The organism is Streptomyces sp. NPDC019531, from assembly GCF_044903305.1.
Taxonomy (GTDB): Bacteria; Actinomycetota; Actinomycetes; order Streptomycetales; family Streptomycetaceae; genus Streptomyces.
The window spans coordinates 98,711-120,344 of sequence record NZ_JBJDQL010000013.1; the positions used below are offsets into that span (position 1 = coordinate 98,711).

General features: G+C 70.7%; 24 protein-coding genes and 1 pseudogene. 11 read left to right on the plus strand and 14 right to left on the minus strand.

The window, feature by feature from the left end; genetic code table 11:
• Positions 1-3 precede the first annotated feature (3 nt).
• Positions 4-903, minus strand: coding sequence for a Gfo/Idh/MocA family protein (locus ACI2L1_RS18105; RefSeq protein WP_404740305.1), 900 nt, complete (start codon positions 901-903; stop codon positions 4-6).
• Between the two features lie 264 nt (positions 904-1,167).
• On the opposite strand from ACI2L1_RS18105, the gene ACI2L1_RS18110 reads away from it, so the two are divergent.
• The 3 genes and pseudogenes from ACI2L1_RS18110 to ACI2L1_RS18120 all read left to right on the plus strand — a co-directional run.
• A complete protein-coding gene (locus ACI2L1_RS18110; protein WP_404740306.1) occupies positions 1,168-2,025 on the plus strand; it encodes an aldo/keto reductase in 858 nt (285 codons plus the stop codon).
• 160 nt (positions 2,026-2,185) lie between these two features.
• A complete protein-coding gene (locus tag ACI2L1_RS18115) occupies positions 2,186-3,004 on the plus strand; it encodes an SAM-dependent methyltransferase (protein ID WP_404740307.1) in 819 nt (272 codons plus the stop codon).
• A gap of 134 nt (positions 3,005-3,138) precedes the next feature.
• Positions 3,139-3,627 (plus strand): annotated as a pseudogene (locus tag ACI2L1_RS18120) (class I SAM-dependent methyltransferase); the annotation flags it as partial.
• Positions 3,628-3,636: 9 nt separating this feature from the next.
• Here the strand turns inward: ACI2L1_RS18120 and ACI2L1_RS18125 are convergent.
• Positions 3,637-4,554: a helix-turn-helix domain-containing protein gene (locus ACI2L1_RS18125; protein ID WP_404740308.1), complete on the minus strand. Its 918-nt coding sequence runs from the start codon at positions 4,552-4,554 to the stop codon at positions 3,637-3,639.
• Between the two features lie 143 nt (positions 4,555-4,697).
• Positions 4,698-4,928, minus strand: coding sequence for a DUF397 domain-containing protein (locus tag ACI2L1_RS18130; RefSeq protein ID WP_404740309.1), 231 nt, complete (start codon positions 4,926-4,928; stop codon positions 4,698-4,700).
• A 235-nt stretch (positions 4,929-5,163) separates the two neighbouring features.
• Here ACI2L1_RS18130 and ACI2L1_RS18135 point away from each other — a divergent pair, with 235 nt between their 5' ends.
• Positions 5,164-5,691 (plus strand): ATP-binding protein, encoded by a 528-nt coding sequence (locus ACI2L1_RS18135; protein WP_404740382.1) that lies wholly within the window; start codon positions 5,164-5,166, stop codon positions 5,689-5,691.
• A gap of 28 nt (positions 5,692-5,719) precedes the next feature.
• Positions 5,720-6,262 (plus strand): hypothetical protein, encoded by a 543-nt coding sequence (locus tag ACI2L1_RS18140; protein WP_404740310.1) that lies wholly within the window; start codon positions 5,720-5,722, stop codon positions 6,260-6,262.
• A 318-nt stretch (positions 6,263-6,580) separates the two neighbouring features.
• Here ACI2L1_RS18140 and ACI2L1_RS18145 read toward each other — a convergent pair whose 3' ends face one another.
• Complete coding sequence (locus ACI2L1_RS18145) at positions 6,581-6,937, minus strand: hypothetical protein (RefSeq protein WP_404740311.1); 357 nt, start codon at positions 6,935-6,937, stop codon at positions 6,581-6,583.
• Positions 6,938-7,110: 173 nt separating this feature from the next.
• Here ACI2L1_RS18145 and ACI2L1_RS18150 point away from each other — a divergent pair, with 173 nt between their 5' ends.
• Complete coding sequence (locus ACI2L1_RS18150) at positions 7,111-7,353, plus strand: DUF5133 domain-containing protein (protein WP_404740312.1); 243 nt, start codon at positions 7,111-7,113, stop codon at positions 7,351-7,353.
• A gap of 24 nt (positions 7,354-7,377) precedes the next feature.
• Here the strand turns inward: ACI2L1_RS18150 and ACI2L1_RS18155 are convergent, their stop codons facing one another.
• Positions 7,378-8,349, minus strand: coding sequence for a GlxA family transcriptional regulator (locus ACI2L1_RS18155; RefSeq protein WP_404740313.1), 972 nt, complete (start codon positions 8,347-8,349; stop codon positions 7,378-7,380).
• 181 nt (positions 8,350-8,530) lie between these two features.
• Here ACI2L1_RS18155 and ACI2L1_RS18160 point away from each other — a divergent pair, with 181 nt between their 5' ends.
• Entirely contained in the window at positions 8,531-8,986 is a 456-nt protein-coding gene (locus ACI2L1_RS18160; RefSeq protein WP_404740314.1) for a hypothetical protein, read from the plus strand.
• 116 nt (positions 8,987-9,102) lie between these two features.
• Positions 9,103-9,318, plus strand: coding sequence for a hypothetical protein (locus ACI2L1_RS18165; RefSeq protein ID WP_404740315.1), 216 nt, complete (start codon positions 9,103-9,105; stop codon positions 9,316-9,318).
• Positions 9,319-9,343: 25 nt separating this feature from the next.
• Here the strand turns inward: ACI2L1_RS18165 and tgmB are convergent, their stop codons facing one another.
• The 4 genes from tgmB to ACI2L1_RS18185 form a co-directional block, all read right to left on the minus strand.
• Positions 9,344-10,321 carry an ATP-grasp ribosomal peptide maturase gene (tgmB, locus tag ACI2L1_RS18170; RefSeq protein ID WP_404740316.1) on the minus strand — a complete coding sequence of 326 codons (978 nt, stop codon included), beginning with the start codon at positions 10,319-10,321 and terminating at the stop codon, positions 9,344-9,346.
• 16 nt (positions 10,322-10,337) lie between these two features.
• Complete coding sequence (tgmA, locus tag ACI2L1_RS18175; RefSeq protein WP_352385061.1) at positions 10,338-10,529, minus strand: putative ATP-grasp-modified RiPP; 192 nt, start codon at positions 10,527-10,529, stop codon at positions 10,338-10,340.
• A gap of 131 nt (positions 10,530-10,660) precedes the next feature.
• Positions 10,661-10,975, minus strand: a complete 315-nt coding sequence (locus ACI2L1_RS18180) for a YkvA family protein (RefSeq protein ID WP_404740317.1) — start codon at positions 10,973-10,975, stop codon at positions 10,661-10,663.
• A 424-nt stretch (positions 10,976-11,399) separates the two neighbouring features.
• The gene (locus ACI2L1_RS18185) at positions 11,400-12,512 is read right to left on the minus strand and encodes a hypothetical protein (protein ID WP_404740318.1); all 1,113 of its coding nucleotides are present in this window, start codon (positions 12,510-12,512) and stop codon (positions 11,400-11,402) included.
• A 349-nt stretch (positions 12,513-12,861) separates the two neighbouring features.
• Here ACI2L1_RS18185 and ACI2L1_RS18190 point away from each other — a divergent pair, with 349 nt between their 5' ends.
• A complete protein-coding gene (locus tag ACI2L1_RS18190) occupies positions 12,862-13,254 on the plus strand; it encodes a PadR family transcriptional regulator (RefSeq protein ID WP_404740383.1) in 393 nt (130 codons plus the stop codon).
• Positions 13,251-14,258, plus strand: coding sequence for a hypothetical protein (locus tag ACI2L1_RS18195; protein WP_404740319.1), 1,008 nt, complete (start codon positions 13,251-13,253; stop codon positions 14,256-14,258). The genes ACI2L1_RS18190 and ACI2L1_RS18195 overlap by 4 nt, the downstream gene beginning before the upstream one ends.
• Here ACI2L1_RS18195 and ACI2L1_RS18200 read toward each other — a convergent pair.
• The 3 genes from ACI2L1_RS18200 to ACI2L1_RS18210 form a co-directional block, all read right to left on the minus strand.
• On the minus strand, positions 14,242-14,733 hold the full coding sequence (locus ACI2L1_RS18200) for a lamin tail domain-containing protein (protein WP_404740320.1): 492 nt from the start codon (positions 14,731-14,733) through the stop codon (positions 14,242-14,244). The two genes, ACI2L1_RS18195 and ACI2L1_RS18200, sit on opposite strands and share 17 nt — an antisense overlap.
• A gap of 82 nt (positions 14,734-14,815) precedes the next feature.
• Complete coding sequence (locus ACI2L1_RS18205) at positions 14,816-16,192, minus strand: glycoside hydrolase family 43 protein (protein ID WP_404740321.1); 1,377 nt, start codon at positions 16,190-16,192, stop codon at positions 14,816-14,818.
• Positions 16,193-16,371: 179 nt separating this feature from the next.
• Positions 16,372-17,712, minus strand: a complete 1,341-nt coding sequence (locus tag ACI2L1_RS18210) for a jacalin-like lectin (protein WP_404740322.1) — start codon at positions 17,710-17,712, stop codon at positions 16,372-16,374.
• Positions 17,713-17,997: 285 nt separating this feature from the next.
• Here ACI2L1_RS18210 and ACI2L1_RS18215 point away from each other — a divergent pair, with 285 nt between their 5' ends.
• A complete protein-coding gene (locus ACI2L1_RS18215; RefSeq protein WP_404740323.1) occupies positions 17,998-18,912 on the plus strand; it encodes a peptidoglycan-binding protein in 915 nt (304 codons plus the stop codon).
• 9 nt (positions 18,913-18,921) lie between these two features.
• Here the strand turns inward: ACI2L1_RS18215 and ACI2L1_RS18220 are convergent, their stop codons facing one another.
• Positions 18,922-20,307 carry an alpha/beta hydrolase family protein gene (locus ACI2L1_RS18220; RefSeq protein ID WP_404740384.1) on the minus strand — a complete coding sequence of 462 codons (1,386 nt, stop codon included), beginning with the start codon at positions 20,305-20,307 and terminating at the stop codon, positions 18,922-18,924.
• A 153-nt stretch (positions 20,308-20,460) separates the two neighbouring features.
• Complete coding sequence (locus ACI2L1_RS18225; protein ID WP_404740324.1) at positions 20,461-21,618, minus strand: FAD-dependent oxidoreductase; 1,158 nt, start codon at positions 21,616-21,618, stop codon at positions 20,461-20,463.
• Between the last annotated feature and the right edge of the window lie 16 nt (positions 21,619-21,634).

Sequence of the window (21,634 nt, forward strand, 5' to 3'; positions counted from 1 at the left end):
CGCCTACGCCATGGCCCCCTCGCTCCCGCCGTCCAGCAGGGCCTCCGCCGCCGTGAGGATCTCCGTGACCCGCAGACCGAACGCCGCGTCGCACGGGTGTGCCCGCCCGGTGCGGGCGGCGTCGAGCAGCGCGTCGGCGGCCCGGAGCATGGCGGGGGCCACGCCCTCGGACGACTCCGGCAGCAGCGCGACTCCGCCCGTGCCCCGCAGTTCGACGCCGACTCCCGCGGCCGCCGTCGGCGCCGTGAGACTCAGCGTCACCGTGCTCGACGCGCCACCGGTGTGCCTCAGGACCAGATGGACGGTGTCCCCGGGACCGTGCGCGGCCGCGGCCACGTCACGGACCTCGCCCAGCACCGGCAGCAGCACCGACAGGGCGTGCGGACCGACGTCCCACAGGGCGCCCTTCTCACGCCGCCACGGCGAGTCGGCGAACGGGCTCTCGCCGGTGAAGACCGACCCGAGCCACTCGGCCCGCCCGGTGAACCAGCCCTCCGCACCCGCCTGTTCACCGATCCACGCCTCGGTCTCCGCCAGGAAGCGCGAGGTGAAGAACACCACCGAGGCGACCCCGGACTCCCGCACGGCCTCGACGACCGCCCGGCCCTCCTCGATCGTGGTGGCAAGAGGCTTGTCCAGCAGCAGATGGCACCCCGCCCGTGCGGCCCGTGCCGCGAGACCGGCCTGCACGGACGGTGGCAGCGCGACGGCGACGGCGTCCACGTCGGCGAACAGCGCGTCGACGTCGTCGTACGCACGCGTGCCGTGCTCGTCGGCCAACGCCTTGGCCGCTTCCGTACGCCGGCCCCACACCCCGGCGAAGTCCAGCTCCGGATGCGCGCTGAGCGCGGGGGCGTGGGCCATCCTCGCCCAGGGGCCGGTGCCGAGCAGTCCGATACGCATACCGCCGCCTCTCTCGCCATCACTGCCGAACCTCACTAGGACCGGTTTCGGATCACCGACCGGTCGAGGTGAGGGTGTCACACGCGCACGGCCGCCTCGCAAACCGTCTCCGCACCTCGGACGCCCACGAGCGACACCGACCGCGATTCAGCTGTCCCAGCACTGAATCCGTTCTCGTTCTTCTATTGGACCTTCGGAGCGGGAGGCAGCCACCCTGGTACGAGCCAGGCTCCGCCGCCAGACAGCCGAAAGAGGTCCAAGGCCATGCACACCCGCCGCATCGGTGATGTCGAAGTCAGCTCGATCGGCCTGGGCGCGATGCCCATGTCCATCGAGGGACGGCCGGACGAGGAACGCTCCATCGCCACCGTGCACGCCGCGCTCGACGCGGGGGTGACCCTGATCGACACCGCCGACGCCTACCACCGGGACGCCGACGAGGTCGGTCACAACGAGACCCTGATCGCCAAGGCTCTCGCCTCCCACGAGCGGGGCGGCGACGTCCTGGTCGCCACGAAGGGCGGCCACCTCCGCCCCGGGGACGGCAGCTGGACGCTCGACGGCAGTGCCCGGCATCTGAAAGCGGCCTGCGAGGCGTCCCTGAGCCGGCTCGGCGTGGAGGCCATCGGGCTCTACCAGTTCCACCGCCCCGACCCCCGCATCCCCTACGAGGAGTCCGTCGGGGCCGTACGGGACCTTCTCGACGAGGGCAAGATCCTCAGGGCGGGCATATCCAACGCCGACCCTGAGCAGATCAGGCTCGCCAACGACATCCTCGGCGGCCGACTGGTCTCCGTGCAGAACCAGTTCTCCCCTGCTTTCCGCTCCAGCGAGCCAGAACTGCGCCTGTGCGACGAACTGGACATCGCCTTCCTGCCCTGGAGCCCCCTCGGCGGTATCTCCCGCGCGGGTGAACTGGGCTCGGCACACGCCCCGTTCGCGCGGATCGCCGAGAAGTACGGGGTGAGCCCGCAGCGTGTCTGCCTGGCCTGGATGCTCGCCAAGTCGCCGGTGGTCGTACCGATTCCGGGCGCCAGCCGCCCGGAGACCATCCGCGACTCGCTCGCCGCCACCGGCCTCGTGCTCGGCGCGGACGAACTCACGGAGCTCGACGCCGCGTAGGGCCACCCCGATCGAGCCCTCGCCGGTGCCCTCCGCCGTCTCGGCCACATCGCTCGTCCGTGGCCCGGGACCCCGCGCGGACTGGCACCGGCGATCGTGGTGTCTCTAGGATGGACTCCGCGTCCTGCCAGGCCAGTTGGCGGCAATAGCTGGGGGAAAGATGAGCACCGGTAAGAAGTTGTCCACGTCGATCGACGCCTCCGTACCCACGGCCGCGCGCATGTACGACCACTATCTGGGCGGCAAGGACAACTACGCGGCCGACCGGGCCGCCTGCGAGGAACTCGACAAGGTCGTCCCCAGCACCCGCCGACTCGCCGTGAACAACCGGCGATTCCTCCAGCGGGTCGTCAGGACCCTCACGGCGGAGCACGGCATCCGGCAGTTCCTGGACCACGGCTCAGGCCTGCCCACCCAGGACAACGTCCACCAGGTCGCCCAGGCGATCGACCCCACCTCGCGCGTGGTCTACGTCGACAACGACCCGATGGTCCTCGTCCACGGCCGCGCGCTGCTGGAGCAGGACGAGCGCACCACCGTCATCCACGCGGACATGCGGGAGACCGAGGCGATCTTCGCGCACGAGGACACCCAGCGGCTGATCGACTTCTCACAGCCCGTCGCCGTCCTCTTCAACTCGGTCATGCACTGCATCCCCGACAGTGAGACGGACGGGCCGGCCGCCCTGGCCCGCCGGGTGCGCGAGAGGCTCGCGCCGGGCAGCTTCATGGTGATGTGCCAGCTGGTCAGCGAGGACCCCGAAGTCCGTGCCTTCGTCACCGACTTCATGGACCAGGCGACCCAGGGCCACTGGGGCCGGGTCCGTCAGGAGAAGGACGTCGCCGAGTGGTTCGAGGGCCTCGAAATCCTCGAACCGGGCCTCGTCGAGGTCTCCACCTGGCGCCCCGACTCCGAGGTCGCTCCCCGCCAGCTCACCCACGAGTGGATCGAGTTCGGCGGCGTGGCCCGACTCGCCTGACAGAGACACGAACGCCCTGGCACGGCCGCGACGGTCCCGTGCCGGGGCGTACACGCAGCGCCGAGGACCCCCGGAACGGCGATCGGTGAGAAATGCACGGTCGCGACGCCGAGTAATGCCCCGTGGCGGGGCAGGACGGCTTCCGTGTGGACCCCTCCCAACCAGACTCCTGCTTCGCGGCGAAGCCGGACGAGAACCTGGTGTCCTACCTCGACCGCGGACTCGTCGCCGGGGGCCGTGCCCTCGACCTCGGCTGCGGTCCGGGCCGCAACGCGGTGCACCTCGCCTCCCGCGGCTTCGAGTCGACGCCGTCGACCTGTCTGTCACCCGGGGCCATCGCTTGGGCCCGGGCGCGAGCGCAGGAGGCGGGCGCAACCGTCCGTTTCCGGTGCGGCGAGGCCTTCGCCCCGACGGACACCGAACTCCGCAGCACCTACGACCTGATCTACGACTCCGGCGCGCCCGGCGGCCGCATCGGCATCGCCTGTTTCGCCGACGGAGCCATGGGATCGGACCTCCCGGACGCGGAGCTCCCACTGCGGCGCATGCGCGACGAGCCGCCCGCGTCCCCCTGCTTCGGCGAACCCTTCCTCTGGACAGGTCTGTTCGGGCGCGACGACCGACGAGAGTGTTCAGCCGCCGTAGCGCTGCGTCATCGTCTCGCGCAACAGCCGCAGCGAGTCCCGGGGTTCGAGCGCGTCGTCCGCCAGCCGGTCCAGAGCGAGGCGGTATTCCTCGGTCTCGTCCCGGTCCTCCAGGAAGTTGGCGCTCTTGATGTGTTCCAGGTAGACGACGTCCGGCAGATCGAGGCCGCCGAAGCGCAGGTACGTGATCGGGATGGCCGGTGCGGAGGCGTTCGTCACGTCCAACGGTACGACCTGCACGGTCACGTTGGGGCGTTGGGCCATCTCGACGAGGTGGGCGAGCTGCGCCCGCATGACCTCCCGGCTGCCCAGCACACGCAGCAGCACCGACTCGTCGATCACCGCCCACAGCTGCGGGGCGTCCGCACGCAGCAGCAGCTCCGCGCGCCGGGTGCGCAGTTCGACGCGGCGCCCGACCTCGCTCGCGGCAGCGGTCGGCAGGCCGCGTTCGACCACCGCGCGTGTGTAGTCCGGGGTCTGCAGCAGGCCTGGGACGTACTGGATCTCGAAGGTACGGATGGCCGCGGCCGCCTCCTGGAGTCCGACCAGCCGGTCGAACCACTCGGGCATCAGCCGCTTGTCGTACCGCTGCCACCAGCCCGGCTCGCCGGCCCGCTGGAGCAGTTTGAGCAGGACCGACGACTCGTAGTCCTCGGTGCCGTAGAGCTTCAGCAGGGCGCGGACGTCGTTCTCCGTCGGGGGCCTGCGGCCCTTGCCCGACTCGATGCGGGAGAGCTTCGCCGGGCTGAACCCGAGGGCCCGCGCCGCCTGGTCCTGGGCGAGTCCGGCATCCTCGCGGAACCCCGCCAACTGGACGCCGACCAGCATCTTCAGCAGCGTGGGAGCCGGTTCGGACCGGTCCAGATACGGTTCCAGGCGGGAGATGCGATGGGACGCGGCAGACATCCTGACTCCCAGTAAACCGGCACAGAGACAACTCACACTATCGCACGCAGCGTGGCCGTACCGCATCGTTGAGTAGATGCCGGTTGTGACACGGGGTTGGGCCGGCCGCACCCCAGGCCCCAGCGTCCCAGGCCCCAGGAGCCTCACAGGAAGTGGTCGAACTCTCCGTCCTTCGCGCCGGCGACGAACGCCGCGACCTCGGCCGGTGTGTAGACCAGCGCGGGACCGTCGGGATCACGGGAGTTGCGCAGCGCGACACCGCCGTCGACCAGTGAGGCCACTTCGACGCAGTTGCCCTCGGCGTTGCTGTGACGGCTCTTGACCCAACGGGCGTCGAGCGAACTCGCCCGCACTCCGTTCTGCACTGGTGGCACCGCAGTCTCCTTGCTGTTCACGTTCTGCGCCGGGCGCTGTGTCCGGCAGTCCCCGACGGCCCCCGGGCGCACCATCGCAACCTCTGTGGCCCCACTCGTCGTTCGCGCAATTTCTCGTGCAATTGCACGCGGGCGCCTTCAGCGTGGATAATAGCTGCTCCGGCGTCAACCCATTTGGTTGCGCCCCGCCTTGACGTCGCATCAGGGAGATGCCGTGTCATCACCTGCGAACCACCTGCTCCGGCCGCCGAGCCAGGCTGTGCCGGAGGCGGGTGGTGTGGACACTGCAGACAAGACCGTGCGGCGCCCGAGTTCGGCCGGCGCACCGCAGCGGCCGTCGACACCCCGCCCCCTCGTCTCCGCCGCGCTGCTCGTCAGCTGCAGCGGTGAGGGATTCGCCCGCGCCCGTACCTTCACCCGCGAGACCCTAGGCTGCTGGTCCCTCGGCCATCGCAGCGACGACGCCACCCTCGTGATCACCGAGCTCGCGGCCAACGCCGTGGCCCATGCGGTGCCGCCCGCTGCGGGCGGTGCGGCAGAGGTGTGGCTGGGGCTGGCACTGGACCCCGTCCATCTGATGGTGACCGTCTCCGATCCCGGTGACGCCCCGCCCGCGTACACGCCCCCGGACGTCTCCGCCCTGCGCGAGCACGGCCGTGGCCTGTACATCGTCGACGCCTTGGCGGAGGAGTGGGGCTGGACCTCGCGGCCCCCGGCCGGCAAGACCGTCTGGGCCAAGCTGTCGACCACCTCCCCTCCCTGACATGACTGCCGCGGAAAGGCCTCACGCCATGCGCACCGCTCCGGACCAGCCGAGCAACGAGCGCACCAGCCACCCCGTACCCACCACCGGAGTGGCGCGGACCGCGCCCCTCATGGCGCTGGCCGGGGTCCCCTGGGGCGACATCCAGGACTCCACCGGTTGTGCGGCGGCCATCCCGCTGCTCCTCAACAGCGTGGCCTGGGGCGACCCCGACACCGCCAGCGCCGCCCTCGGCGACCTGCGCAAGCGCATCTGCCAGTACGGCTTCGTCGTCGAGCAGGCCACCGCCGCCACGGTCCCGTTCCTCTGGGAGCTCGCCCAACTGCCCCAGGTGACCTGCCGGGCGGAGATCATCCAGCTGCTCAGGAGCATCGCGGACGCCCGCCAGTGGGAGAGCACGGCGGCCGTCTACCCCAAGCTGCTCAACCACCGTGAGAACCCGGTGGTGTGGGAGCGCCGGGCCCGTCAGGCCGTCCGCGCCAAGAGCGGCGCCCTCGGACGGCTGATGGCCGACGACGACTCTGAGATAGCCCACGCGACCTCGGAACTCGCCCGCACCCTGAGCGAGTAGAAGACCGCTACGAGTACCTGGCGTACTCCTTGCCGACACGAGGGGGGAACAAGCGCTTGCCCCTCGTGTCGGCAACTGGGCAGGACCACCGACGATGGCGTCTCCGCCGGCGCAACCGCTCGACCATCGCCACCGGGGCGAACACCCGATACGCACGCTCGTCTACCTGCTCCGCGCCGGCCGCCGCCGACTGGCCGCGGCCGGCGGGGTGTTCACCGTCAGGACGGCACAGGCCACCCGGCGCGCGTGCCGGGACGGTCACCGCGGCGGCCCGCGACATCGCGAAGACCAGGCGGCACGCCACCGCCGCCCGAGGCGTCACGCGGCGCTGCTCCTGGGCACCCGGCGCGGGCACGCCGAGTCGTGGTCGGTGCCGCAGCTCGTCCACCAGCGTTCGCAGCACGCCGTGTCGAGCTCGGCGCGGACGATGTCGTCGGCGGCCCCCGCACCGGACCCTCCGGGACCGACCGTCCGCCTGAGCATTTCGGCCAGTGCGCGGCGCTGCTCGCCGAGCACACTCTCGCGCACGACGGCGATGACCGGGACCAGGGCCGCGGCGGCGAACAGACACGCGGCCCACGGCGGGCCGTGGCGCAGCGCGATGACCGCGGTCCAGGCGAGTCCGGTGCTCGTGGCGAGGTAGAGGGCGCTGAGGAAACCTGCGGAGCGGTTCATGGGCGTATACCGTTCATGGTGCGAGGGATGCCCCTTGTTCAACGGTTTGCGGCGCTTGGGGAAGCGGGTCCGGTCGCACGGTATTGCGCCAATTGCGTGTCCCGGGGCGGCCGATGGGATTGGGCCGGGGCAGTTGGGGCATAGGCAGCGAAAAATCGAGAGAGGGGCGCTACGTGCTCGTTCCGGACCCGAAGGCCGTCAGAGGGCTGCTGACCCGCTACGCGTCGCTGCGGATCGCTCAGTCGGAGAGGGACAGGCCTGCGACGGCTCGTGAGCTGGACGACGTCAGCTACACACTCTGCGTGATGATGGGTACCACCGACGTCGGTGAAGCGGTTGCCAGGGCGGACGCCCTGCTGCCGGCCGCGGGGCGTACGGAACCGGAAGGTGAGAGCGGCCTGCCACTGGCCGGTTGACGCGACGCCGGCCCCGGCGGACGGTCAGGAACGCACCGCCGGGACGGCGTCCTTCGCGTGGAAGGCCGCGCGATAAGCCTGTGGTGTGGTGCCGACCACCTTGCGAAAGCGCTCCCGGAACGCCGTGGGGGAACCGAACCCCGCCTGCCGCGCGACCCGTTCGACCGGGTGGCCGGTGTTCTCCAGCAGGTACTGGGCGCGACGCACCCGCGCCCGCAGCAGCCACTGCAGCGGCGTGCTGCCCGTCTGCTCGCGGAAACGGCGGCTGAAGGTGCGCTCGCTCATCCCCGAACGAGCCGCCATCGCCCTGAGGGTGATCTCGTGGGCCAGGTTGTCCTCGATCCACACCAGGAGCGGCTCCAGCGTCGAACCCCGGGGCACCGGCGGATGGTCGTACACGATGAACTGAGCCTGTCCGCCCTCCCGTTCGAGGGGCATCACCGACATTCGGGCGGCGTGCGCGGCGACCGCCGATCCCAGGTCCCGGCGGATCATGTGCAGACACATGTCGAGGGCGGCGGCCGCACCGGCGGAGGTCAGGATCTGGCCGTTGTCGACGTACAGCACGTCCGGCTGGACCTCGACGGCGGGAAAGTCCCGGGCGAGCTGGTTCGCGGCCACCCAGTGGGTGGTGGCGCGCAGCCCGTCCAACAGTCCGGCCTCGGCTAGGACGAACGCGCCCACGCACACCGACGCGATCCGGGTACCGGCCGCCGCTGCCTCCCGCAGCGCGGCCAGGACGCGCGGGGAAGGCGGTCCGGCGGCGGGGGAGCGGCCCGGCACGATGATCGTGTCCGCCTCCGCGAGCACCTCCAGGCCCTGCTCGATCCGCAGGGTGAAGCCGCCGTCCGCACGCACCTCCGGCGACTCGGCGCACACCCGGACCCGGTAGGCGGGACGGCCGTCGGGCAGCCGCGTCCAGTCGAACGTCTGCATGGGCGCCGCCATGTCGAACGGCACCACATCGTCGAGGACCAGGATCGCCACGGAGTGCATGACCGCCACGATAGGCGGATTCCTGCCCCAGCCGGACACCCGGGAGTACCGGGAATTCCACTGTCCGCGGGGTTGGCGGGAACCCGTTGGAACCTGTCGTTTCCGCCCCTGTGTGTTCACCCGGTGGCTTCCTAGGGTGGGCGGGCACCGCCGACCGCACCGGAGAAGGACACCCCACCCCATGACCAAGTTCCTGCTGACCCTGCATGTCCTCGCCGCCATCGTCGCCGTGGGGCCGGTGACCGTCGCGGCCAGCATGTTCCCGCCGGCGGCCCGTCGGGCCCATGAGGACGAGGCCGGGGTCGGCACGGTACGGCTGCTGCACCGCATCTGCCGTGTCTACGCCGGCATCGGCATCGCAGTGCCCGTGCTCGGCATCGCCACCGGGGCCGCCATGGGCGTCCTGGGCGACGCATGGCTGACCACGTCCATGGCCCTGACCGCCGCGGCCGCCGGAGTCCTCGCCGCCTTCGTCCTGCCCCGGCAGGGCGAACTCCTTGAGGAACTGACCGGACAGGGAAGCGTAGAACGCCGGAGCACCGCCCAACTGGCCATGTTCACCGGCATCTTCAACCTGCTGTGGGCGACCGTGACCGTCCTGATGATCATCCGTCCGGGGTCCACCACCGGGGCTTGACGGCTCCTGGCCCGTCACGCCCGACGCCGGAATTCGCACGTCGGTGCGTGCGGGCGCCTAGACTCGGCAGCTGTGCCCATGCGCGTGGGCCGCGAAAACGAAAGGCGCGTTGACGGGTGTTCCAGGATTCCCCCATCTACGACAGACTCGTCGCCGAGCGCGGCGACGTCCCCGCTGTAGCCCGCAGGGAGGCCGAGCGCGTACGCAGGGAACTGGAGTACGTCATGCGGCCGCTGCAGTCCCTCATGCCCCCGCCCGTCCCCGAACGCCCCGCGCAGCCGGGTCAGGGATGGGCGCCCGCGGCCCTTCCGCCCGGCCCGCGGCCGTACTGAACCGACGTGTCGTACTGACCTGGCGTCAGGACACCGCTGTGTTCGCGCCGTTGGCCGAGGAGCGGTGGTCCGGACCGGGCCGGGCCAGCCACTCGGCGATGCTGCGCGCGATCGGCTGGCCCGTCTCCACCTCCACGAAGCCGAACTGCCCCGACTGGTTGCACTCCAGGAACCACCAGGTCCCGTCCCCGTCCTCCGCGAAGTCGAAGGCGCCGTAGGCCAGTTCGGCCGCCCGGAGATAGTCGCGGACGGCCGAGGCCACCCGTGGCGGGACGTCGGTGGGGTGCCAGGACGAGGTGGGTGGGGCGAAACGGACGTCCACTTCGTCGTCGTCGGCACCGGTGACCTTCCGGGCGGCCAGCAGCGTCTCCCCGACGGCGGTCAGACGTACGTCGGCCCGTTTGGCGACCCGGCGCTGCAACAGGGTCGGGCCGAACGCGACGGCCGCGAAGTCGGTGTCCGGGGCGACCCTGCTGGTCGGCACCGCCCGCGGTGGGTCCTGCGGATGTGCGCCGGAGACCGGCTTGACCACCAGGTCGGGGTACCGCTCGGCGAACTCGCGCGCGGCCTGCGGGAACGTCGTCACGATCGTGGCCGGGACGGGCAGCCCGCAGCGCTGGGCGAGCCGCAGCTGCCAGGGCTTGTGACGGGCCCGGCGGGCCGCGTCGGGGTGGTTCATCCAGCGTGCGTCGCTGCCGCGGAGCATGCCGTACAGCGCCTGGGCGGACTCCTCCGTCAGCCAGTCGGAGGGCTGGGCCGCCCGCGCCGCGGGGGTGCCCGGGCGGCGGACCCAGATCGAGCGCAGCCCGGAGAGGCCCACCAGGCGTCCGCCGGCCGACAGATGGCCGCGGAAGGTGCCGTGCACGTACTCGCCGGACAGCGCGACGCCGTCGGTCAGGTCGGCCGGGTCGAGCCGGACCACCGGTACCCCCGTGGCGCCGAGGTGCACGACGACCATGTCGGCCGTCACGTCCTCTTCGCAGGTCAGAATCAATATGGTCATCTTCGGCGACCTGTGTTCAGTCGTCGAAGTGAGTCTTGGAGCCCGCCGTGGAGGTGGTGGTCCCCAGTTCCCTCATCAGGGCGTGGTCGCGGGCGGCTACCCGGCCGTCCCTGAGCACGTTCAACTGCAGCCCGGAGTCGTAGACGTACGGAGTGGTCGCCTCCAACGTCGCTGCCGGACGTGCGTAGTTGAGCGCGAACGGTTGCATCGTCTCTCCCTCGCCGGTACTGCCTCTCGCCGACGGCGTCACCCCACGACCCCGTCAGGTCAGCCGACTTGCTTCGGCTTCCAGAGACTTATACGAATCGAACGAGTGATTGGTTTCCTTACGCTGCGTAATCATGGGCCGGGCGCCTCACGGTCCCGTTCGGTGAGCCGCAGCGCGGCCCGGTCGGCGGGGGAACCGCGCAGGGTGCGCAGCGCGAGCAGCAGGACGCCGATGTCGTCGAGATACACCGGGTCCGGGATCAGATCGGTGGGCAGCACGAAGTACAGCAGCGCGCCCCAGAAGACCCAGCGGGGCCCGGTGGGGAGTCCCGCCCGCCGCAGACCGCGCCGGGTTCTCACGAGCCGTACCAGCAGTCCCACGGCCACCGCCAGTGCCAGCGCCGCGAGCACCGCGACGATGACGATCAGTGCTGTGGTCGAATCCACGGGCCGACCTCCTCCTCCGGACGCCGTACGGCGCGCTGTCTGACGGATTCCCGCATCCGGCCCCCCTATGGCTCGACGGGGCGGCACTCACGCCTGTGGCTCATCCAAGTGACACGCCGTCGTGTACCCGCTTACGAAGGGGTGACCTGAATGTCGCGGTCGCACAACGGGGGCGCATGGGAGCGACCGCACTCTTTTTCCGGAGCAGAGCATGACCACCGGCCCGTCAGCAGCTCAACCGAACGAACCCGCCATAACGAAGGCCCGAGAGCGTACTGACGCCACGGACGCTGGCGGAGGCGGTCCACGAGGCGAGCTGACACCGCCTCACCTGCGTCAGAACGAGCACGTCGCAGGCGCCGCTTGCCGGTCGGTGGCCCCGGACGCCTTGCCCTCGGCGTCGACGCGGGACGCTTCCCCCGCCTCAGCCGGTCTGCTGGTCCGGGTCCTCGTCGCGGGTCGGGGGCCGCAGGGTGCCCTTCCAGCGCCCGAACGTTCGCGACAACTGCTGCAGTGGCGAGGTGGCCTGCGGATCCGCCGGGAGCTCGGGCGGCGGGGCGTTGTCGCGGTAGACGGCCAGCGCCTCGTTCGCGCGCTCGGCGGCCTCCCGGTACAGGTCCCGGGACTGGGTCATGGCCTCCAGCGCCTCGGAGTACATCGTCACGAGCGCCCGTTCACGCGCGAGTTGCTCCTCCAGCGTCAGCAGCTGCCACCGCTCCCGCAGCGCGGTCACGACCGCCTGCCCGCCGTCCGGCAGCGGCTTGGGCATCGCGGCATAGCGCGTCACCGTCGCGATCAGCTCGGTGGGCTCCGAGCCGTCGAGGAACACGCTGCGCACGGAGAAGTCCTGGCCGTCGTAGCCGGGCGGTACCGGTGTCCCGGGCAGCACCACGGCACCACCGCGCGGCACCTCGACGCCGAAGTCCTTGACGGCCCAGTTCAGGACTCGTAGCTGGTGCGGCTCCGCCCGGTGCTCGACCACCCGGTGACGCAGGCTCGGCGGCAGCATGTCCGCAAGCGGGCGGCGGCCGCGCTGGCCGGTGGTCATGGCCTCGTGGACGACGACATGCACGGCCCAGCTGCCGCGCACGGCCTGCCGCAGCACCCGCCGTATGTCCTTGTCCTCCTCAGGCAGCACGCTCAGGTCCCGCAGCCGCAGCCCCGTGGCGGCGTCACGGTCCCAGAAGACGTCGTCGCTCTCGGGCCAGAACATGGTCGCGGGCGACGGCCACCGCAGATCCCACGGCTGCTCCGCCTCCGCCGCCAGCACCCACTCCTGCCCGCCGCTCGACACGGGAGCGAGCGAGAGCCGGGCCCGGACGGTCACCTCGCCAGCGACCCGCCATCGGGCCTCGAAAATCCGCTCAAGGGCGTGCTCGGCCTCGGACGGTTCCTGGTGGTCGTCGAGGACCGCGCTGTCCTTGAGCCGCGTCAGGTTGCGGCGCAGGACGTCCGCCGCGTCGGATCCGAGATGGCGGCCGCGGGCCAGCCAGACGGTGGAAGGTGCCGTTGAGTCTGCCGTGGGAGTCCTTGACATGGGTCCATCTGTGAGAAGGGGGTTGCGTGCCACTGTCAAGTATCGTCGCCGCCGGCCGGTGCGGACCAGGCGGGGTCCGGCAGGCGGACACGATACCGGTGTACGGCGTCGGCGGACCCGTAACTCGCCCGCTCCGGCGCGGCGCACACGGGGCGCACGCACTCCGCACCCGGCAACGGCCTTTCACTCGTGCCCAGTTCGGGGTCCGCACGCCAAAATGACCTCTCGAACAGGGCCCGCCCACCATCCGCATCGGGGCGGGCCCTGTTCACCGTGCCTGACCGATCGCGTGTTTCGTCTCGCTGAATATATCGGGAGCCGATATATTCGTGTCATGGCTCCAAGGAACATGACACAGGCGGCGTTCTTCGTGCTGACCGCCCTCGCCGATCAGCCGAGGCACGGCTACGGCATCCTGCGCGAGGTCGAGGAACTGTCCGAGGGGACCGTTCAGATGCGCGTGGGCACCCTCTACGGCGTACTGGACCGGCTCACCGCCGACGGACTGATCGTGCTGGACCGCGAAGAGGTGCAGCAGGGCCGGCTCAGGCGCTACTACCGGCTCACCGACGAGGGAACCGTGGCGCTGGCCGCCGAGGCGGAGCGGCTGGCCGCCGGTGCGAGCGCCGCGAAGAAGCGGATCGCCGAAGGGCGGCGTACGACGGGACGCGTCCCTGGAAGCGCACCTGGAACGACCGACGGGCCCGTCACGGGCCACGGACTCGCCGGAGGTCTGGCATGACGACCCTGCTGGAGACCCGCTACCGCGCCGTCCTGCGCCTGCTGCCCGCCTACTACCGGCGCGAGCGCGAGGAGGAGATGGTCGAGACCTATCTCTGGGACATCGACCAGGAGACCCAGGAGCAGAGCCGGCCCACCCTCGGCGAGGTGGCGAGCATCGTCGCCCTGGCCGTGCGCAGCAGGCTCGGCGCGGGCGGCGCGCCCCGCCGGTACGCCGTGCTCGGCTCGGCCGTCCGGCTCTTCGCGCTCTTCGCCGTCCTGCTGCAGGCGGCGTCCGCCGTGGTCGACCGGGTTCTGGGGCTGACCTGGGCGTCGACCCGTGGCGGGCGCCAATGGGAGATCTTCACGGACGGCTTCACCGGCCATGGGGCGTGGGCCGGTGTGGGCGCGCTCGCCCAGTGGTTCCTGCCGCTGCTGTGGACGGTCGCCTACTTCGCCCTCCTGCGCGACCGTCGCCTCCTCGCCCAGGTGTCCGCGCTCGTCGCGGCCCTGCCGACGCTCTGGCCGCTGATCGATCTCTGGACCCTGGACTTCGCCCCCTCGGACTCCGCCTATGTCGTCGCGGCCGCTGCGCTGGCCTGGTCGTCGGCGGTGGCCCTCTGTGCGGCCCACCACCGCGACGCGCCCCCGGCGGCTCTTCCCGCGGGCGCGCCCGGCCTGGTCTTCGCTGCCTGCTGTGTGCTGATGGGCGGCTCCGTCGTGGCACTGCCCGGCGGGGCCGACACCGCCTGGGCGCTCGTCACGTGCTACCTCGTGACGGCCCTCGCCTGGCTGCTGTACCGCGCCCGGGGCGCGAACCGCGTCCCCGCCCCCGGCGAGGCCGCCGCCCTCGCGGCACTCGGTCTGCTCCTCCTGGCGGTCCGGATCACCGCGGTCTACCCGTGGCTCGACATCCTGCCCGGCGCGCTGCGGGTGGGCGTCCTGACCCAGGCGGCGGCCCTGGTCGCACTGACCGCCGCGTTGGCCGTCGTGAGTGGGCGCGACCTGCTCAGCCGTGGAACGTGATGTACCCGTTGCCGTCCCGGTCGTTGGCGCTCTTGGTGTACGCGTGGGTGTCGGCGTGCGCGCCCGACGGCTTGTACAGGTAGATCGTGTCCTTGTCGTTGTTCCACATGAAGTTGCAGTTGTTGCGGTACACGACGTTCCGCGCGTCCGAGTCGGTCCCGCGGCCACCGCGCAGCTTCACGTAGTCGCCCGGCTGGAGCGTGTGGCTCTTGGTGAAGGTGAACTTGTTTCCGGCGGCGTCCTTCACGACGTAGCCCTTGAGGTTCACGGTCGCGGTCGACGAGTAGTTCTTGATCGTCAGGTACTCCTCGTCGGTGTTGCCGGTGGTGCAGTTGTTGGAGTCCCGGCCGGGGGCGTCGTACTGGACACCCTTGAACTTGAGCGCCGACGAATACTCGGCGGCATGGGCCGGGACCGCGCCCAGCACGGTCAGCGCACCCGCGGCCGCGACGGCGGCTATGTGTCCTCTGCGCATGAAAAAGCCCCCCTGTGGAGATCTCGTGAAGAAGATCTGGAGCGTATACAACGCGAACCGTCAGAGGGGCTTTTCGGAGAAATCAGTAACCGACTCGGAATGTGGCGTCCTGCTGTTCCGCCGCCGTGGAGATCGGGTCGATGCGCAGGACGTAGTTGGAGTGCCGGATGTACCGGGTCGGGTTGTTGTACGAGCGGAACGACGCCCAGCTCGCGTCCGCCAGACCCGCCGTGCGGTAGAAGGTCGCGTCACCGGCGAACGTCGACGTGCCGTCGTTCACGTCCAGTTGGAGCGCGTAGTTGTAGTGCCGCAGATAGCGGGTGGGGTAGTTGACCGACCGGAACGAGACACCGGCGCTGTCGGCGAGACCCGGGACGATGGTCCACAGGGAGTCCTTGTACGGCTCGATGGGGTACTCGTCGATGCGGCCCACGTAGTTGGAGTGGCGGACGTAACGGGCCGGGTAGTTGTAGGACTTGAGCCGGTTCCAGGCCGGTGCGCCCCATTTCGCGAGCAGGTTGTTGTACTCGGCCGTGGTGATCGTGGCGATGCCGCAGTGCTTGGAGTTGACCGGCTGGGTGTAGGTCTTCTGGTCCAGCGCGGTCCAGGTGCCGGCGGCCGGGCTGCTGGACTGCCAGGCGTAGAACACGCCGTTGGGCGTGTAGGTGTCTCCCCACAGCCACCAGGTGTTCGACGTCAGGGACTTCACGACGGTCGGCGCCTCGGTGCCGCCGTGTGCCACGCCCGCGCTGTACTCGGTGAAGCTGCCCGGGTTCAGGGAGGTGGAGCGCGCGGACACCAGAGTCTGGTTCTTCTTGAAGAAGAGGTAGTTGTAGCCGTTCACGCCCACGGCCATGTCGCCGTCGATGACGTCGTAGCCCGGGTCGAAGAAGACCTGCGGGGTCGAGGCGGTCACGAAGTCGCTGGTGTAGTTCACCATGATCACGTTGTGACCGCTGGAGTTCACCGAGGAGTAGATCACCGCGTACTGGCCCCGGCTCGCGTCCCAGAAGGCCTCGGGCGCCCAGCTGTGCGTGGTCATGTCGTGCAGCTTCAGGCGCCGGTATCCGGTGAAGGTGCGCAGGTCCGCGGAGTCCCAGACGTGGATGTACTGGCTGTTGTAGCTCCAGTCGGTGCCCTTGAGGTCGGTGGCGAGCACCACGAACGTGCCGTCCTGCTTGCGCATCAGGAAGGGGTCGCGCAGGCCCAGGGCGCCGGCGGTGGGGGTGACCAGGGGGTTGTTCTGGTTGAGGGGCGTCCAGTTCAGCCCGTCGGGGCTGACGGCCAGGTGCAGGCCGTAGTCGGTGCCGTCGCCGAGGTTGGTCGACTCGGTGAAGTAGACCATCGCGTACGCCGAGTCCGCGGCGTGGGCGGTGCCCGCGCCGAGTGCCAGGGCGAGCGGCACGGAGGCCGTCATGCCCAGGAGGCCGCGACGGGACAGGTGGGGGTTTGCGCTCATGTTGCTCTCCAAGATGGCGTGCGGGGACACCTCGACCGACCGATATTTCGAACGCAGTTCGGCAAATCGATCAGAAAGTAAGGCCTGGCCATGAGCGCGTCAATCGTCCTGCCAGTCTTTTGTGATTCCTGTGGGTTCCGGGGCGGCGCGGAATCACGCGCCGCCCCGGAACCGGTGGGTCAGCGCTTGGTGTAGATGAAGCCGATCTTGTCGACCTCGTCGCCCGAGCGCCCGTGGAATCCGGCGATCTGCCAGCCGCTCGGCGCGGTGCGGGTCACGCAGTCCGAGGTGGTGGTGCCGGCGGCCAGCGTGCGGCCGAGGTTGGTCGTGTACTTGGCGTAGAAGATCCGCGTGTGGTCGTCCTTCACGCCCTGGCAGAGGTACGCCGTCGTCACGTACTCATCGCTGCCCAGCGTCAGCGAGGACGCCGTGCCGCCGGTGCCGCCGTGGGTGAGCGTGGTGCCGTTCGCCAGGGTCACGCTCATCTGGTCGACCCGGGAACCGGCCCGCAGCCCGATGGCGGTGGCGCGGGCGCCGGTCGTGACGCCGGCGATGTCGTTGAAGTAGTCGCCGTGCGGGCCGCCGAACTGGTCGCTCAGCTGGTAGGCAGAGTTGCGCGACCAGGTGAAGCCGACGGTGATCGGGTCGTGGTCGGAGAGCATCAGCCCGGCGTCGGTGAGGAACTTGGAGTGCTCGTTGTTGTACGACGTGGCGTTCAGCGAGACCAGCTTGCTGCTGCGGTAGAGGACCTTGTCGACGACCTCGCAGGTGTTGGGGACGGTGGTCCCGGTCTGGTCGCAGACCAGGGCGTCGCTGCCCTTGGCGGGCGCGCTGCCACCGCGGATCAGCTGGACCCACGGGTCGGTCAGGCCGTTGGCGGCGGCGAACTCGGCGATGGTGTCGCCGGAGCGCGTGTAGCGGGTGTTGGTGTCGCCCATCACCACGACCGCGTTGCCCGCGGAGTGGGTGGAGATGAAGGAGGTGAGCTGGCTCAGGTTGTCGGCGCGGGCGGCGAGGTCGTCGTCGTTGGTGCCCGCGTTGGTGTGCAGGTTGTAGAAGTCGACGTACACGCCCTCGGCGAGTCGCTCCCGCATGAAGGTGAAGCCCTTGGGGGTGAGGCAGTCGCCCGAACCGTAGGTGCAGGAGTTCCAGCCCACACGCTCGAAGTCGTCCTCGTCGTACGGGATCTTCGACAAGGTGTTCAGGCCACTGCCGATCCCGGCGCCGCCGCTGGTGGCGGTGCGGTAGGCATGCGCGGTGTCGGCCGCGTAGAGGTAGGCGTGGTAGTTGAAGTCCTCCTCCACATGGACGATGTCGTACGGCGCTATGCGCTGGCCGATCGTCGTGGTGCTCGACTCGCGGGGTGTCGGCGCGCTGGAGATGGCCTCGGGCAGGCCGGCCACGTTGTAGCTGAGGACGCTGAAGCTGCCGGAGTCGGCGGCCGTCGCGGACGGGGCGGCCGCGGTGAGCCCGCCGAGGACGGCGGTGGTCGCCGCCAGAGCGGCGAAGAGTCTGCGCATGGGGAGTGTCTCCTGACGGAGTGGCGCGGGTGAGTGATGCGGGCGGGACAGAAGTTACCGCCGGTTATCCCATGTTGTCGCGGTCTCGCGGGCTTCTCGGCCGTCAAGTTCCGCACACTTGAAGGAGCGTTCGGGCCTGGTGATCGCCACCGTTCATCTCCCCGTCATGAGCGGTGGCTGATTCTCGGCCCTGCGGACGGCGTGGCTCCAGATCGATAAGGCTTGTGGAATTTCTGCGTGGCATATCTGTCTACGATATGAAGATCGTAGGGAGAGGGGGCGCGCATGAGTGAACCACCAGTCCTCGTCTGCCCGGAGTGCGGGACGCCCAGGGCGGCGGACGGCACTTCCTCCTGCTCCTGCGCGCACCGCGCTTCGGAATCCCACCTGGAGTCCCGGACCGCCGAGGCGGCGGCCGCGGAGGACTTCGATCCGGTAAGGATCCGGCCGTTCGTGGACGTCGGCGAGGAGCCTGCGGCCCCGGCCGAGGAACCGGAACGGCCGGACAGCGCAGGCGAGCCGACCGGCCACCCCGTGTCCGCGACGGACGTGGGACAGGCCGAGGCCGCGCCCCTCGACGAGCCGCCCGCGGAGCCCTCCGCCGACGACGGCCCGGACCGTCGGAGGCGACGGAAGGTGCTTGTCGCAGGGGCGGGAGCGGCTGCCGCCGTCCTGGTGACGGGCGGATTCGTCAGTGGGCTCTTCACCTATGACGGCCCGTCACGGGACGGTTCCGTGGCCGGTGGCGTGCGGGCGGGGGTGCCGGAGGAGTCGCCGCCGTCGAGCGGTCCGTCCGCGACGGTCTCCTCTCGGGCGGCGACCTCGACGCGGCCGACTCGGTCACGCTCCTCCTCGCCGAGCGCCGAGTCGAGCGACAGTGCGGCCCCGACGGACACCGTCACCCCGACCGCCGCTCCCTCCAGCGGTGCCACCACCGCCACGGCGGCCCCGGGGCCGACCGTGTCCAACGGGCGGCCCCCCGTGCTCGGTTACGGCGATCAGGGCCCCGAGGTCGTGGAACTCCAGCTCCGCCTGAAGCAGATCGGCTACTACGACGGGGACGCCGACGGCGACTTCGACCAGGAAGTCGAGAGCGCCGTCCGCACCTATCAGGTCACCCGCCTTGTCCTCCAGGACGAGTCTGGCGTCTACGGCTCGGCGACGCGGGCCTCGCTCGAATCGGAGACCTCGGAGCCCTGACCGGCGGAGCTATCGCCGGTGTCCGTCGGACGGGTGAGCCCGGTCGTAGGGGCGGGGGTAGGCGGTGGGGGCGTACGGGATGTAGCGGGCCGGGGACGCCGGATCGGCCTTGGTGGCACGGGAGTTGAGGGCGGCGGGGTCGCTGTCGAGCCAGTGGCCGCTCGTGATCCGGTCCTCCAGGGTGTGCAGCGCGGCGATCTGCTCGCCGGGGCTGAACGCGCAGTGGCCCGCGTTGTCGACGTAGCGCTGACGCAGCAGCGGTGCCGAGCCCGCGGCCGCCGCGGCCCGGCGGTAGGCGCTCTCGGACTGCACCGGGATCAGGGCGTCGCCGGTGGTGTGGATGTCCAGCTGGGGCCTGGTGAGTCGTCCGGTGAAGGAACTCGTACGGCTCATCCAGTCGACGGCGTTGGTGTCGGCGCGGGTGCGCGGGGCCTTGTCGAGTGCCGTGAGGTCGGACTTCAGGGACAGGCCGGCCTTCGCGTAGAGCTCCTTGACCTCTTTGAGATAGGGGGAGTTGCGGAGCATCGCGTGGTAGTCGACCCCGGTGTTCCACGACATGTTGCCGCCCGCGCGGGTCTCGGCCTCCTGGCGCCAGACGAAGGCGGGGAACTTCACCAGACCGACCACGGCCTGGTACTGGCCGGACTGCTGGGCGTCCCAGTCGGTGGGTGCGGGCCGGGGCTGTGAAGGGTCGTTCCAGCCGGGGATGTTGTGCAGGGCGGCGGCGAGCGCGATGCGGGCGCGGCCGTCGGCGGTCTGCTGGGCCCCGGTGAGGACGGCGGACATGGCGTTCGACGCGTCGGTCGCGGCCGCCGGGCTCGGCAGGCCGGTCAACGGGATGCCGGAGTCGGGCGCGAGGAGCGTCTTCAGGGCGAAGACCGGGTCCAGGGTGCTGTTCCAGTTGGCGACACCGCCCTGGACCAGCCCGCACATCGACAACGACCCGGCGAGGCGGGACGCGTGGCGCTCCGCCAGGGCGGTGGTGACGAGGCCGCCGTAGGAGGTGCCCCAGGCGATGGTGCGTCCGGCGCGGCCGAAGCGGGCGGTGAACGCGTCGAGGGTGGCGAGCTGGTCGGGCACGGCCTCGGTGACCGCCCAGCCGGTGGTGGCGTACGAGGACCCGATGAGTGCGTAACCCTGGTCGAGGAGCAGGGATTTGGTGGTGTCGTCGGGTGCGTTGCGCGCCGGGTTGGGGGCACCGGTCGGCATGTAGCCGTGGCTGTAGAGGAGCACCGTGCCGTTCCAGTCGGCCGGTACGTCCATGAGATAGGCCGCGCCGGACGGCAGCTGTCCCTCGACATGGACGTCCTCGGCGGCGTGGGCGGCCGGGGCGAAGGGGGCGGCGAGCAGCAGTGCCGCGACGGTGACGAGCGTGCGGGTGCGGATGCGGTGCATCACGAGGCGTCGGCTCCTTGGGGGGCAGTCCGTTGTTGCCGCGGTCAGGGGGACTGGAGGGACTGGGGGACTGACCCCACGAAGGTAGGCGTCTGTATTGCGGTCGTCAACAATGTGCACAACATCATCAGCCCGGGGTTCGAAGCCGGCCCCCTAACCCTCCTGTGCCTGCTGCTCGGTCCAGAGATCGGCGTCCCAGTCCAGGAGCCGGACGAGGTCCTCGTCGGAGGGCCGTGAGGCGGCCGAGGGGGTGTGGATGCCCCGGGAGATGTTGCCGCTGACGCTGATGTTGTGCTCCACGCGAGGGCGGCGCAGCGTCTCGTAGAGGGTGAGTGCGGCGTCGGTGTCCGGCGCGTCCCGCAGGGACTTGGCGAGGACGACGGCGTCCTCCAGCGCCATCGAGGCACCCTGCCCGGTCGCGGGGGAGGCCGCGTGGGCGGCGTCGCCGACGAGCAGGGTCCGTCCGGAGCGCCACGGGGTGCCGGTGGGGATCTCGGTGGCGTTCGTGACCATGAGCTCGTCGCCGGTGGCGGCGACGATGTCCGCGGCCTCGGTGGCGTCCTCGCGCAACAGCGGCAGCAACAGGCCACGCAGGTCCGCGGGCGTGCGCTGCGTCAACTCCTCGGCGGGCAGCGGGTCGCCGGTCACACGGGCGAACCAGTACGTCTCGCCGTCGGGCGACACCGCGTAGCCGAAGGCGGCCCCGCTGCCGCGCACCATCGTGATGCAGGCGTCCCCGCCGGGAGGGGACACGGCGCGGGTGTAGCCGTACAGGACGTACTGACCGGCGTAGAACGGACGAGTCCCGGGCGAGATCGACCGTCGTACGGCGGAGTTGAGGCCGTCGGCGCCGATCAGCAGGTCGCCGGTCGCGGTGCCGCCGTCGGTGAAGTGCGCGGTGACGCCGTCGGGGCCGTCCTCGACGGAGGCGAGCCGTGCGCCGTGCCGGACGGTGATGCCCCGGCGCGCGGCCTCGGTCTGGAGCGCGGCGTTGAGGTCGCCGCGGCGCAGGCACCGGTAGCGCAGGAGCGGGTCGGAGGTCTCGCCCATGGGCGCGTGCGCCAACTCGGTGCCGCTGTCGTCCACGACCCGCAGCGAGGTCAGCGGAAAGCCGATCGCGGTGACCGCCGCGGAGGCGTCGAGCCGGCCGAGGGCGCGCATGCCGTTGCTCGCGAGGGTGAGGAACGCGCCGATGTCCTCGGCCGAGTCAGGATGGGCCTCGTGCACGGCGACCTCGATGCCCGCCTTGTGCAGTGCCAGAGCCGTCGCCGTACCGGCGACACCGCCGCCGATGACCAGTACGCGTGCCACACCCGCCCCGTTCGTC